The 12571-nt window shown below is 40.3% G+C and carries 16 protein-coding genes; 6 read left to right on the top strand and 10 right to left on the bottom strand.

Translation table 11 applies throughout. From position 1 onward, the window contains the following. Nucleotides 1–378 precede the first annotated feature (378 nt). Entirely contained in the window at nt 379–924 is a 546-nt protein-coding gene (locus NRL14_RS18425; RefSeq protein WP_007377621.1) for a gamma carbonic anhydrase family protein, read from the top strand. Here the strand turns inward: NRL14_RS18425 and NRL14_RS18420 are convergent. Both NRL14_RS18420 and aroE read right to left on the bottom strand, forming a co-directional pair. Then, the gene (locus NRL14_RS18420; protein WP_007377622.1) at nt 916–1170 is read right to left on the bottom strand and encodes a DUF1488 family protein; all 255 of its coding nucleotides are present in this window, start codon (nt 1168–1170) and stop codon (nt 916–918) included. The genes NRL14_RS18425 and NRL14_RS18420 overlap by 9 nt on opposite strands. Further along, nucleotides 1167–1991 carry a shikimate dehydrogenase gene (aroE, locus tag NRL14_RS18415; protein WP_306725325.1) on the bottom strand — a complete coding sequence of 275 codons (825 nt, stop codon included), beginning with the start codon at nt 1989–1991 and terminating at the stop codon, nt 1167–1169. The genes NRL14_RS18420 and aroE overlap by 4 nt, the downstream gene beginning before the upstream one ends. A gap of 53 nt (nt 1992–2044) precedes the next feature. Here aroE and NRL14_RS18410 point away from each other — a divergent pair, with 53 nt between their 5' ends. Then, nucleotides 2045–2482: a group II truncated hemoglobin gene (locus tag NRL14_RS18410; RefSeq protein ID WP_004335148.1), complete on the top strand. Its 438-nt coding sequence runs from the start codon at nt 2045–2047 to the stop codon at nt 2480–2482. A 62-nt stretch (nt 2483–2544) separates the two neighbouring features. On the opposite strand, the gene hemF is transcribed toward NRL14_RS18410, so the two are convergent. From hemF to NRL14_RS18380, 6 genes are all read right to left on the bottom strand, one after another. After that, on the bottom strand, nt 2545–3495 hold the full coding sequence (gene hemF / locus NRL14_RS18405; RefSeq protein ID WP_007584146.1) for an oxygen-dependent coproporphyrinogen oxidase: 951 nt from the start codon (nt 3493–3495) through the stop codon (nt 2545–2547). Nucleotide 3496: 1 nt separating this feature from the next. Further along, nucleotides 3497–4060: an L-threonylcarbamoyladenylate synthase gene (locus NRL14_RS18400; RefSeq protein WP_007377625.1), complete on the bottom strand. Its 564-nt coding sequence runs from the start codon at nt 4058–4060 to the stop codon at nt 3497–3499. A 25-nt stretch (nt 4061–4085) separates the two neighbouring features. Beyond that, nucleotides 4086–4661, bottom strand: a complete 576-nt coding sequence (locus NRL14_RS18395) for a type I DNA topoisomerase (protein ID WP_306725324.1) — start codon at nt 4659–4661, stop codon at nt 4086–4088. A 114-nt stretch (nt 4662–4775) separates the two neighbouring features. Next, a complete protein-coding gene (locus NRL14_RS18390) occupies nt 4776–5249 on the bottom strand; it encodes a DUF494 family protein (protein ID WP_096792177.1) in 474 nt (157 codons plus the stop codon). A 1-nt stretch (nt 5250) separates the two neighbouring features. After that, nucleotides 5251–6342 (bottom strand): DNA-processing protein DprA, encoded by a 1092-nt coding sequence (dprA, locus tag NRL14_RS18385; protein WP_306725323.1) that lies wholly within the window; start codon nt 6340–6342, stop codon nt 5251–5253. Between the two features lie 31 nt (nt 6343–6373). Then, nucleotides 6374–7495: a LysM peptidoglycan-binding domain-containing protein gene (locus NRL14_RS18380; protein ID WP_306725322.1), complete on the bottom strand. Its 1122-nt coding sequence runs from the start codon at nt 7493–7495 to the stop codon at nt 6374–6376. Between the two features lie 118 nt (nt 7496–7613). On the opposite strand from NRL14_RS18380, the gene def reads away from it, so the two are divergent. From def to trkA, 4 genes are all read left to right on the top strand, one after another. After that, nucleotides 7614–8120 carry a peptide deformylase gene (def, locus tag NRL14_RS18375; protein ID WP_007377631.1) on the top strand — a complete coding sequence of 169 codons (507 nt, stop codon included), beginning with the start codon at nt 7614–7616 and terminating at the stop codon, nt 8118–8120. A gap of 21 nt (nt 8121–8141) precedes the next feature. Then, nucleotides 8142–9095: a methionyl-tRNA formyltransferase gene (gene fmt, locus NRL14_RS18370; protein ID WP_007377632.1), complete on the top strand. Its 954-nt coding sequence runs from the start codon at nt 8142–8144 to the stop codon at nt 9093–9095. Then, entirely contained in the window at nt 9088–10383 is a 1296-nt protein-coding gene (rsmB, locus tag NRL14_RS18365; protein WP_149605225.1) for a 16S rRNA (cytosine(967)-C(5))-methyltransferase RsmB, read from the top strand. Before fmt ends, rsmB begins: the two co-directional genes overlap by 8 nt. A 76-nt stretch (nt 10384–10459) precedes the next feature. Beyond that, nucleotides 10460–11836 (top strand): Trk system potassium transporter TrkA, encoded by a 1377-nt coding sequence (gene trkA / locus NRL14_RS18360; RefSeq protein ID WP_007377634.1) that lies wholly within the window; start codon nt 10460–10462, stop codon nt 11834–11836. A 76-nt stretch (nt 11837–11912) separates the two neighbouring features. On the opposite strand, the gene NRL14_RS18355 is transcribed toward trkA, so the two are convergent. Further along, nucleotides 11913–12128 (bottom strand): calmodulin, encoded by a 216-nt coding sequence (locus NRL14_RS18355; protein ID WP_007377635.1) that lies wholly within the window; start codon nt 12126–12128, stop codon nt 11913–11915. 101 nt (nt 12129–12229) lie between these two features. Beyond that, on the bottom strand, nt 12230–12442 hold the full coding sequence (locus NRL14_RS18350; protein ID WP_007377636.1) for a calmodulin: 213 nt from the start codon (nt 12440–12442) through the stop codon (nt 12230–12232). Nucleotides 12443–12571 lie beyond the last annotated feature (129 nt).

The raw sequence follows: 12571 nt of genomic DNA, 5'->3' as shown, positions 1-12571 counted from the left end.
ATATTGTTAAAGAACGTTTTGAGTCGCTTTAGCGTCTCAAGGGATGCGAATAATACACCCTTTATTTTTCGAGTCAACACTTTGTTTTAAACTTTCTTTTGGAAGATTTAAAACCGAAGTTTTATTTAACTCTTTGAGTAGTTCGTGCCTTGCTATGCGTTGGCGTTTCCCGTCTCAGTGGGGTCGCATTATAGGGAGAACAGATTTTTACGCAAGCACTTTTTTAAAGAAAAAGTAAAAAAAGATGCTGTTCGGTCAGTATCTGAACTAAACACCCTGAAACTGATAGTTTTGTAACCAAACAGTGCACTGTATGGTACAAAAATCACCTTGCTGATACACTCAAAGCTAATAACTATTATCTAAAAGGTGCTAAATATGGCAATCCGTTCTTATAAAGGTATAACACCTTCGTTTAATTCGTCTGTTTATATTGATGAGTCTTCAGTTTTGGTTGGTGATATTACTCTAGGTGATAATAGTAGTGTTTGGCCTTTAGTAGCTGCACGTGGTGATGTTAACTATATACGTATTGGTAAGCGCTCCAATATACAAGATGGCAGTGTATTGCATTTATCTCGTGCAACTAAAAGCAACCCTGATGGTTATCCACTTATTATAGGTGACGATGTAACTGTTGGTCATAAGGTAATGCTGCACGGATGTGTATTAGGAAACCGTATACTAGTAGGTATGGGCGCTATTATTATGGATAACGTGGTTGTTGAAGACGATGTAATTATAGGTGGCGGCTCTTTAGTACCACCAAACAAACGTTTAGAGTCTGGTTACTTATATGTAGGAAGTCCGGCTAAGCAAGCCCGCCCTCTTACAGAGCAAGAACTTGCCTTTTTAAAAATATCTGCCGATAACTATGTGTCACTTAAAGATGAATACTTAGCTGAAATAGCTAACTTAAGTTAATAAACTTACTTCAATTTGGCCTGCCGAGTTATAGCTTTCTTCTTCGATAAGCTCCTCGGCACGTTCTTCATAATCAAAACGATACTGTTCAAAATATTCTGTTGCGTGACTTTCGTCTGTTAATTTAAGTGTATTTACTTCTATTATGCATTCCACCAGCATGCCACTAACTTGTGCAAAAAAAACTAGCTGATGATCGGGCTCTCTAAATTCGAGCCTATCTATAAACTGTATTGCCTGATTCATTTAAGCGTTCCTTGTTTGAGCGCATCCACTACGGGAAGTATTTCTGGCATTTTATTACGCCATACATAATATGCTTGAGCAGCTTGACCAACTAACATACCGGTGCCATCTAAAAGCTTAGCGTTAATATTATGCTGTGCAATCCAATTCATAAAAATGGTATTTTGCAGTGAATAAAACATGTCATAAGCGACTTCACAGTTAGTTATGTGTTTTTCATCAAGTGCTGGAAGTTCGTTATTCATACTGCTAGAGGTAGAGTTTATAATTAGTGAGTAATCGCTTACTGGTAAATCATCAAAACCAAAGCCAGATACTGGTCCATATTGGGTAAACAGCTCTGCGAGTTCTTTGGCTTTTTGTGCTGTGCGATTAACTATTATTATTTCCTGAGGGTTATGTTCTAACAAAGGTAAAATAACCCCTCGAGCAGCACCGCCCGCACCTATGATTAAAATGCGTTTATTAGTTATGGCTACTTCATTAGCGAGTAAATCATTTACAAAGCCCACACCATCGGTGTTATCACCGAGTAATGAGCCATCATCTCGTTTTTTTAATGTATTAACAGCCCCTACTATTTTGGCTAATGGCGTAAGCTCATCAGCCATTGCATAAGCTTGCTCTTTAAATGGCATTGTAACGTTAGCACCCACACCGCCTTGCTCAAAAAAAGACAATACTGTTTTTTCAAAGTTATCGATAGGTGCTAATATTGCGCGATAGTCGATTTGCTCACCCAGTGATACAGCAAATTGTTTATGTATCGCGGGGGATTTTGAATGTTTAATTGGATTTCCAAAAACCGCATATTTGTCCATTTTAAAGCAACCTCTTTGCAGCTATAAACTGCCTATTAACGATGATAAGTAATATGATTAAACGACTTTTTTCTAAATCTAAGCCGGCTCCCGAGCAACAGGCTCCTACTCCTGAAAAAACACCGTATGAAATAATAGGTGGAGAGAAAGGGGCGCGAGCTATCTCCAATCGATTCTACGACATAATGGAGTCAGATGAATACGCTAAACCGTTATATGATATGCATCCTCTGCCATTAGATCGAATTCGCCAAGTATTTTTTGAATTTTTATCTGGTTGGTTAGGCGGGCCAAACCTATTTACTGAAAAACATGGCCAGCCAATGCTACGTAAAAGACATATGCCTTTTACTGTAGATAAAGCATTGCGCGATCAATGGATGTATTGCATGAATAAGACGCTGGATATAGAGATAGACAACCCGTTGTTACGTGAAGGCTTAAAGCAATCATTCTCTCAACTAGCAACGCACATGATCAATCAGCATTAAATTTATATTTAGCCATAATGCAAAAAGGCGCTAATTAGCGCCTTTTTGATTATTGTTTAATTTTATAATTGCCACTCTCTGGCTATCAGCTCACTTGGTTGACTCGTTAACCACTCTTGCGGGCGTAAGTAATACTGATATAGGTTAGCTTCTGGGCTACTTGGCTCTGGTTTATAGTTATATTCCCAGCGTGCAAGTGGTGGCATAGACATCAATATAGACTCAGTGCGCCCGCCACTTTGTAATCCAAATAAAGTGCCCCTATCCCATACTAAATTAAACTCAACGTAGCGCCCGCGACGATAAAGCTGAAAATCACGTTGTTGCTCTGTGTATTCGTCATTTTTGCGACGTTCAATAATAGGTAAATAGGCATCTAAAAAGCCATTACCCACCGATTGCATAAACGCAAAGCTCTTTTCAAAGCCAAGTTCGTTTAAGTCGTCAAAAAATAAACCGCCTACTCCGCGCGTCTCGTCTCTGTGCTTTAAATAAAAATACTCGTCGCACCATGTTTTATATTTTGGATAAACTTCACTACCAAATGGCGCACAAATGTCGTGAGCAACTTGATGCCAATGCTGTACGTCTTCTAATACTGGGTAAAAAGGAGTGAGATCAAACCCGCCACCAAACCACCAGATTGGCTCTTCGCCTTCTTTTTCGGCTATAAAAAAGCGCACATTGGCATGACTTGTTGGTACATGAGGGTTTTTAGGGTGAATAACTAACGACACACCACACGCATGAAAGCTACGTCCTGCAAGCTCTGGTCTGTGTGCTGTTGCTGAACCAGGCATTGAGGCGCCAAATACATGAGAGTAATTAACTCCACCTTGCTCTATTACAGTGCCATTTGTGGTTACACGTGTACGACCACCACCGCCTTCTGCTCGCTGCCAGTTATCTTCTATAAATTTAGCACTTCCATCTGCAGCCTCCAAACCTTTGCAAATAGTGTCTTGCAAAGCCATAAAGTATGCTTTTACTTGATCTAATAATTCGCTTTGCATATTAACCTCTAAATATTTTGCCCGTCATGGCGTCTTTTATTGTGCTTGGTTGAGTATTGCCACCTAACGCCTCGTCAACGTAAAAGCCAACTTGTTCTGTAAATTGCGCTTTGGCTTGATCAATACTAATTACCGTTTCTTGACCGGTTAAGTTTGCACTGGTTGATACTAGTGGCTTACCAAACTCTTGGCACAAGCGTTTTACTGTTGGATGGTTTGTTACTCTTACTGCAATGGTATCAAACTGCCCTGTGAGCCATTTAGGCGTATTTTTAGATGCAGGCATCACCCATGTAATTGCAGCAGGCCAACTCGAAAAAATATCAGCGCGTTTATCCATTGGTATTTTTGCATCATCTACGTATTTTAATAATTGTCCGTAGTTATCAGCGATTAAAATAAGCCCTTTTTCAACCGGGCGCTGCTTAATAGCTAATAGTGCCTCAACGGCTTGTTGATTATCTGGATCACAACCTAAACCATATACAGCTTCTGTTGGGTATAAAATAACTTCGCCTTGCGTTAAGCATGTTATTGCAGTGGGCGTATTTGAAAGGTCTGACAAAGTAGTCTCCAGATATAATTAAACGTTATTCAGTTGAGGTGAGCTTATGCATGCAGCTTTTTTGTGGGCATTGCAATAATATGCCGTTTGCCATATTTCTTTCTATGACGATAGGCCAGTCACATTCAGGACACGGATGTTCAACCGGTTTATTATTAAGCGTGTATTTACAACTTGGGTAGCAATCACAAGAATAAAATACTTTACCAGACTTATTACTGCGCGCGACTAAATGACCTTTTTTGCATTTAGGGCAACTAGGCAAAGTGTCTTCGCTTTGCTTTTCTTCATTTTCGTTAGCAATATAATGACACTCTGGATAACCCGTACACCCAATAAACATACCATAGCGGCCATTTTTAACCACCAGCGGTTTGCTACACTCAGGACATGCTGAATCTTCTAATATTTTGATTTCGTTACTGTCGTGATGTGCCAGCGGCCTAATAAAGTCGCATTTGGGATAACTTGCGCATCCTAAAAAAGGACCTGATTTACTATTGCGGATCACTAACTCTGAACCACACTGTGGGCATATCTCGTATTCTTTTTCGAGGGCGTGCTTGTTCGCCGAGAAAAGCGAATGGTCGATTTTACTCATGGTGATCCTAATAGGTTGGTGAATTTTCGCCTAATATACCCAAACCACTTAAAGATACAAGCAATGCTGTGCTTATCCGTTTAAGTAATTTGAGTACAATTAAGATAATTATCTCTAATGAAGAAGTTCGCTGGGTTCATCAAAAATCAAATCTTCCATCTGCTCATATGCCTCTTCAGAGCCAGGAACGTTAAACAAGATCATAAGTACAATCCACTTTAAGTCTTCTAGGCTTATAGTTGGTTTATCGAGAGAGGCTAAACAGTCCATTACCATTTCACGAGTTACATTATTGATTACGCCTATTTGCTCAATAAACATTAAAAAGCCACGGCATTCAGCACTGAGCCTTTGGCATTCACTATCGGTAAATATACGCACAGCATCTTTAGGGTTAGTAATAAGATAAGGAGACTCGTCGCTGTGTTGTAAATCAGCTAATTGCTCTAACCAATCGAGTGCTTTAAATATCTCGGGCTTATGAAAGCCCGCACGCAGTAGCTCATCGGTTAACTCATTTTGCTCTGCAAATATATCCGCTTCGCTATGAATGTAATTTTCAAAAAGATACAAAAGAATATCAAACATATTACCTTCCTGCGCTTAACTTGATGTAACCATCTAACACTCGCTCAATCTGATCGTCTAATTCTAAATCGAGCAACCTACTGAGTACTTTATCTATTGGCCACTGCGCACGACGCACAATGTCATCTACACTGGTTACTTCAAAGCCAATACTATTTAAAACCTCACATTGAGAATTGGCTTGAATCGGCTGCTCTTTACTACATACATTATTGTCGTAAGTGAAACTCACCTCATCAAGAATGTCAGCCACGTTTTCTACCAGCTTAGCACCTTGCTTTATTAAAAAGTGACTTGCCTGCGCTAACGGGTTTTTAATAGAACCCGGTACTGCAAATACCTCTTTATTTTGTTCAAGCGCATAGCGTACTGTAATTAACGAACCACTTTTAATTTCAGCCTCAACAATAAGCACTCCTAACGATAACCCAGAAATAATACGATTACGACGCGGAAAGTTATGCGCATGAGCAGCTGTGCCTGGTAAAAACTCACTCACCAGCAAACCGCTTTCTAAAACTTGGACTGTTAATAGTTTATGGCGTTTGGGGTAGTAAATATCAACCCCAGTACCAAGCACCGCTATGGTTTTACCTGTACCAGCAAGAGAGCCTTTATGTGCTGCACCATCTATTCCCCGCGCCATACCTGAAGTAACCGTAATACCCGCCAAAGTTAACTCGTATGCAAATTCTGAGGCTATTTCAAGCCCAGTAGGGGTAGCATTACGACTGCCAACAATTGCAATTTGTGGCGTTGATAATAACGAGACATCTCCCCTGCAAAAGAGTAATAAAGGCGCACTGGCAATCTGCCGGAGATCTTCTGGGTAAAGCGCATCAAAAATACAGACAACAGTAATGTTGTTCAGCGCTATTAATTGCTCATAATGACTGACTTGTTGCCAATTGGTGTTGAGTAAATTACTCGCTTGATTAGCGCTTAGCCCAAGCTGTACAAGCTTGTCATGAGATAAGTCGAATAACGACCCAAGGGAATAGTTTGTAGATAGTGCTAAAAGGGTTTTTATACCCAACCCTTTACACATATAAAAGGCAAGCCAGTGGGCTAGCTTGCCAGATGACTGATCCATGCTCTCTCCTAGAGCACCGACTCGCTACTTCTTAATGAATAACTGCAATATCTCCAATGCGAATTGGGTGCTGGTTTTTAGTTATTAACGCATAACTTACTTTGTCATACACTTTAAAGACAATTAGCTCGCCAACTTTTTCTTTAGGCATAGTCCAAACGGTACTGTTTTCGTCTGCTTCTAAGCCTAAAAACTCACTGGTGTCTGATACCAGTTTTTCAAAGCTACTGGAGTCTTCAGGATAACGAGGCCCTCGCCGTCCATCAATTACACCTGGTGATTGACGTTCAATATCTAATATGTGACCTGGTTCTACTTGTTGTTCTGAACCTAAGTTTAGCACCACAATGTCCATCGTGCTGAATTCCCTACTGTGATTAGCAGAAGCAATGACCGCACCTTCAACAGGCTGTTTAGGTCGGTGCATATTAAAGTATGCTGGCAACATTTGTCCCTGCATTAGCGGTAATAAAAAATCGCCTTGTTTAATTTCACGCTTAACCGACTCAACCCTTACTGAAGCTGGCACACCGTTGGTGATATCCCCTCGCCTAAATACACGTACCACCCCAACAAAGCTTGCTTTATTAGCTAGTGCAGTATTTGTTTTAGGAGCAACATAAGGTTCGCCTTTATGGTAAATAGCGTAAGCCTGATTTAATTTTAAATCGCCATTTATATATAAAATATGGCCCAGTGTCTGTGTTTTAGTATTTTGATTTGCGCCCAAAACATATGGCTTATTATCTATCTCGTCGCTATTAATTGCTTGCTCATACGTCAAGTAAGGTTTAATTAGTTCAAGTGGCAATGTTGTAACTGCATTTTTACCTTTAGGGGTAATACGCCCCTGCGGAGAAAGCTTTCTGTATGCTTTATTTATCACTAAACGAGGTTTTCCGTCTGCATCGTAAACTAATGTTAGCGCATCCCCTGGGTAAATAAGATTTGGGTTGTTTATTTGAGGATTCATTTGCCATAATTCTGGCCATAGCCAAGGTTTATTTAAATAAATACCAGAGATATCCCAGAGCGTGTCTCCTTTTTTTACAACATACTGTTTTGGCGCGTCTTTTTTTATTTCCAACACATCTGCAACTGCCGGAAAAGCAGCACTTAATGCAAGCATGATTGCAACTAACGGGGATCTCATTGAGCTTCCTTGTATTGTTTTTTCATTATTATTGCCCAAAACCTGTTAAAGGTGAACGTGAATGGCTAAAATAAGAGCATACAATACCCTAAATTAAGCACAAGTGAAAAAGGTAACTATGGCTAGGTTAGAAGTTTTAAGATTTCCAGATGAACGTTTACGTACAATAGCAAAAGAAGTTGCTCAAGTTGACGATACAGTACGCCAAATTGTTAAAGATATGCTGGAAACTATGTATGATGAAAATGGTATAGGGCTTGCTGCTACACAAGTAGATATTCATCAACGAATTGTTGTTATTGACGTATCAGAAGAGCGTGATGAGCCACTGGTATTAATTAATCCACAAATCATCAAAAAAGATGGCTCAACTATTAGCGAAGAAGGCTGTTTATCAGTACCTAACTCGTATGCAAAAGTTGACCGCGCAGAAACAGTAACAGTCTCTGCACTTAACGAAAACGGTGAAGAGTTTGTGCTAGATGCAGACGAACTACTGGCCATTTGTATTCAACATGAACTAGATCACCTTCAAGGTAAGCTATTCATTGATTACTTATCTCCATTAAAGCGCCAACGTATTCGTAAAAAGCTTGAAAAAGAAGCCAAGTTTGCAGAACAGTAATAAGCACCTTAGGAAAACTCAGTGACTCAACCATTACGCATTATATTTGCCGGTACGCCGGATTTTGCCGCACGTCATTTACAAGCGCTAATACAAAGCGAACATCAAATAGTGGGTGTATATAGCCAGCCAGACCGCCCTGCCGGTCGTGGTAAAAAATTAAAAGCCAGTGAAGTAAAAGCGCTAGCGCTTGAGCACAACTTACCGGTTTTTCAGCCACAATCATTAAAAAATGATGAAGCACTAGCAGAGCTAACAAGCTTAAATGCCGACATTATGATTGTTGTAGCGTATGGCTTAATTTTACCTAAAGCTATTTTAGAAGCTCCACGTTTAGGTTGTTTAAATGTGCATGGTTCTATATTACCGCGCTGGCGCGGTGCTGCACCTATTCAACGCGCAATTTGGGCAGGTGATGAACAAACCGGCGTAACAATAATGCAAATGGATGAAGGGCTAGATACCGGCGATATGCTACATATAAGCCGCTGCCCTATTAGCACGACAGAAACTAGCGCTAGTTTATATACCAAGCTTGCTGAGCTAGGTCCAGATGCGTTAATTGAAACCATTAATAAATTAGCTAATGGTGAGATCACGCCTGAACCTCAAAACGATGAACTTGCTAACTACGCTAAAAAGCTTTCTAAAGAGGAAGCTAATATAGACTGGTCCATGAGTGCGCTGCAAATTGAGCGAAACATTCGCTCTTTTAACCCATGGCCTGTGTGCTTTACTCAAATGAGTGGGCAAACAGTAAAGATTTATCAAGCGCAGGTTACCTCGCAATCAGGTAATCCTGGGCAAATTTTATCAAGCGACAAAAATGGCGTAATAGTGGCGTGTGGTGAACATGCTTTATGTATTACGCAATTACAACCGCAAGGTAAAAAACCAATGGCAATTAACGACTTTTTAAATGGTCGTAGTGACTGGGTTACCCCTGGCACAGTATTAGGCGAAAACAATGAGTAATGTTCAAAACGTACGAGCGCTTGCCGCTGAAACTTTATATAACGTAGTTGATAAAGGCGCTTCGCTTAATCAAGAACTGCCATTTGCTAGCCAAGGCTTACCACCAAAAGACAAAGCGCTACTACAACAAATTTGTTATGGCGTTTTACGCTACTTACCTAGCCTTGAAAACTACTGCCAACATTTAGTGGAAGATCCACTAAAAGGTAAACGCAGAATATTTCAATTTTTATTATATGTAGGTATTTATCAACTACAACACATGCGTGTACCGCCGCACGCAGCAATATCTGAAACTGTAAATGCACTTGCTCAATTACGTGCTTTAGGTTTAAAAGGGCTTATTAACGCTATATTACGTAGTTTTCAACGCCAGCAAGTTGAGCTTGAAGAAAAAGCGAAGCTTATCCCTGTGTGTTTATACAACCACCCTAATTGGTTTATCAAACAAGTAAAAGAGGCCTACCCAGATAGCTGGGAAGACATACTTGCAGAAAACCAACAACAAGCACCTATGTGGTTACGTGTGAATCAAGCACAATATAGCACGCAAGAATACAGCGATATGCTAACGGCGAACGATATTGAACATACCTTAAATCCTGACTTTATAGACGGAATTAAGCTCGCTAAACCACGCGATGTATTTTCCTTACCAGAGTTTGATACAGGTGCATGTTCAGTACAAGATGCCGCAGCACAACTTGCAGCACGCTTTTTAGAGCCTAAAGCAGATGACACTATTTTAGATGCCTGTGCAGCACCTGGCGGAAAAACCTGTCACATATTAGAACTTGCTGACGCAGACGTACTTGCACTCGATAGCGACTCAACTCGACTTGAACGTGTTAAGCAAAACCTTACCCGTATTGGCTTAGGTGCAGACTTGCAATGTGGTGATGCCTCGCAACCACATACTTGGTGGGACGAAAAATTATTTGATCGTATTTTGCTTGATGTGCCTTGTTCGGCCACTGGTGTAATTCGCCGCCACCCTGACATAAAATGGTTACGTCGCGCATCAGACATCGAAGATTTAGCTAAGTTACAAGGTGATATACTCAATAGTATTTGGCCACTTTTAAAACCAGGTGGTACATTGGTATACGCTACATGTTCGGTTCTTCCACAAGAAAATCAGCAACAAGTAGCTAAGTTTTTAGCTAATAATGACGATGCAGAGCACATTCCTCTGCATGACAAAGACACCGTTACAATGCCAGGGTTACAGCTACTACCAGGCGAAAGCGATGGATTTTATTACGCTAAGCTAGTTAAAAAAATCTAAAATTAATGAACTGTAAATTAGCCATTCTTATAATTTAAAAATGGCTCTTAATTGCTACTTATAACACGGGTAAATAATGAAAATAATCATACTCGGTGCTGGCCAAGTAGGCGCAACACTCGCTGAGAATTTAGTAGGCGAACAGAATGAAATTACAGTCGTTGATATAGATGGTAACCGATTACGTGAACTTCAAGATAAGTACGACTTACAAGGTGTAGTAGGACACAGTGCGCATCCTGATGTATTACGTCAAGCTGGAGCTGAAGACGCCGATATGGTTATTGCAGTAACCAGTTCAGATGAAGTAAACATGGTTGCATGCCAAGTGGCGTACAGTATTTTTAAAACGCCCACTAAAATTGCCCGTATTCGCTCAGAGCAATATTTAAAATACCGCGAGAAACTTTTTCAGAACGACGACTTGCCAATCGATCATTACATTGCCCCAGAAGCACTCGTGACCAAGTACATTCGTCGCTTAATCGACTACCCTGGCGCATTACAGGTATTGCAGTTTGCCGATGGCATGCTCTCGTTAGTTGCAGTGAAAGCCTATTATGGCGGTTTACTCGTCGGTTATGCATTGTCTGCACTTAAAGAACACATCCCTAATGTAGAAACCCGTGTTGCCGCTATTTACCGCCAAGGTAAAGCAATCAAACCACTAGGTACAACGGTCATTGAAGCCGATGACGAAGTATTTTTTATTGCCGCTACAAAACATATACGCGCAGTAATGAACGAACTACAAAAACTTGAACGTTCTTACAAAAAAATTATGATTGCGGGTGGCGGTAATATTGGCGCGGGCCTTGCCCGCTCACTTGAAAAAAACCACACAGTTAAATTAATTGAGCGTAGCAAAGAGCGTGCTGAGCAACTCTCAGAAATGCTAGATAACACAGTTGTATTTTGTGGTGACGCATCAGATCAAGAATTACTCTCAGAAGAGCATATTGATCAAGTTGATGTATTTATTGCCGTAACCAATGACGATGAAGCAAATATTATGTCAGCCATGCTTGCAAAACGTATGGGCGCACAAAAAACAATGGTACTTATTCAGCGTGGTGCTTACGTTGATTTAGTACAAGGGGGAGAAATAGACATTGCCATATCTCCTCAACAAGCCACCATTTCGGCATTACTAACACATGTACGTCGTGGCGACATTGTTAACGTCTACTCATTACGCAAAGGTGCAGCAGAGGCGATTGAAGCGGTAGCCCATGGTGATGAGAATACATCAAAGGTGGTTGGCCGTGCTATTGCAGATATAAAACTTCCTGCAGGTACAACGATTGGGGCAATTGTACGAAATGACGACGTACTCATTGCTCATGACGACACCATTATTATGTCAGGCGATCACGTTATTATGTTTTTAATCGATAAAAAACACATTAATGTGGTAGAAAAACTATTTCAGGTAAGTGCTATATTTTTGTAGTCTTATGACGTATAAAAAGCCGCTGGCGAAGGCGGCTTTAATCGTTGATAATCGCGTGTTAATTATCATTTTAGAGTTACTGTACTTTTGCAAACTCTTCTTTAGAAAGCTCACCATTCCCGTCAGTGTCTAAGTCATCAAATAATTTCACTAACTGCGCGTTAACTTGCGCTTCTTGCTTGGTGATAACCCCGTCACTATCGATATCAAAAGAGGCAAAATCAACGGCGGCATACGCAGCTGACGACGATGCTAAAATGATGACGGCCAGTGTTGTGTTTAATGTTTTCATAATAATTTCCTAAATAATAAAGAGGAAGTCCTTTTCAAAGATCCCTGACTGTGAAAAATGTTTAATCTGAAAAAAGATTAATTAACCTGAACTCTGGTTAACTAGTAATTAGCGAACTCTTCTTTAGAAAGCTCACCGCTACCGTCGGTATCTAGCTCGATAAATTCAGCCATTAAATCGGTGTCGACTGCCGCTTCACTTGGGCTAATTGTGCCGCTACCATCTATATCAAGGCTATTAAAGTCTGATGCTGCAAATACAACTGAAGAAGACGCTATAGCTATAAGTGCCAGTGCTTTATTTAAATGTTTCATAGTTTAATCCTTCAATGTTCTATCAAAAAAATTGCTTCGTTTAGCTTAAACGTAATTTTTCACTTCCTTGTTACCCTCTTTCGTAAGCTCCTTGCCTACTTAGGTTGTCTTTGGCAACTCAGGATAAAT

It is taken from the genome of Pseudoalteromonas sp. 20-92, from assembly GCF_030847595.1.
In the GTDB taxonomy this organism is placed as follows: domain Bacteria; phylum Pseudomonadota; class Gammaproteobacteria; order Enterobacterales; family Alteromonadaceae; genus Pseudoalteromonas; species Pseudoalteromonas fuliginea.
The sequence above is the reverse complement of the archived record's forward strand: the minus strand, read 5'-3'. Positions and strand labels throughout refer to the sequence as shown.

Coding starts and splice junctions, on each gene's coding strand:
- NRL14_RS18425 (WP_007377621.1), top strand. CDS start 379: ATGGCAATCCGTTCTTATAAAGGTATAACACCTTCGTTTAATTCGTCT.
- NRL14_RS18420 (WP_007377622.1), bottom strand. CDS start 1,170: ATGAATCAGGCAATACAGTTTATAGATAGGCTCGAATTTAGAGAGCCC.
- aroE (WP_306725325.1), bottom strand. CDS start 1,991: ATGGACAAATATGCGGTTTTTGGAAATCCAATTAAACATTCAAAATCC.
- NRL14_RS18410 (WP_004335148.1), top strand. CDS start 2,045: ATGATTAAACGACTTTTTTCTAAATCTAAGCCGGCTCCCGAGCAACAG.
- hemF (WP_007584146.1), bottom strand. CDS start 3,495: ATGCAAAGCGAATTATTAGATCAAGTAAAAGCATACTTTATGGCTTTG.
- NRL14_RS18395 (WP_306725324.1), bottom strand. CDS start 4,661: ATGAGTAAAATCGACCATTCGCTTTTCTCGGCGAACAAGCACGCCCTC.
- NRL14_RS18390 (WP_096792177.1), bottom strand. CDS start 5,249: ATGTTTGATATTCTTTTGTATCTTTTTGAAAATTACATTCATAGCGAA.
- dprA (WP_306725323.1), bottom strand. CDS start 6,342: ATGGATCAGTCATCTGGCAAGCTAGCCCACTGGCTTGCCTTTTATATG.
- NRL14_RS18380 (WP_306725322.1), bottom strand. CDS start 7,495: ATGAGATCCCCGTTAGTTGCAATCATGCTTGCATTAAGTGCTGCTTTT.
- def (WP_007377631.1), top strand. CDS start 7,614: ATGGCTAGGTTAGAAGTTTTAAGATTTCCAGATGAACGTTTACGTACA.
- rsmB (WP_149605225.1), top strand. CDS start 9,088: ATGAGTAATGTTCAAAACGTACGAGCGCTTGCCGCTGAAACTTTATAT.
- trkA (WP_007377634.1), top strand. CDS start 10,460: ATGAAAATAATCATACTCGGTGCTGGCCAAGTAGGCGCAACACTCGCT.
- NRL14_RS18355 (WP_007377635.1), bottom strand. CDS start 12,128: ATGAAAACATTAAACACAACACTGGCCGTCATCATTTTAGCATCGTCG.
- NRL14_RS18350 (WP_007377636.1), bottom strand. CDS start 12,442: ATGAAACATTTAAATAAAGCACTGGCACTTATAGCTATAGCGTCTTCT.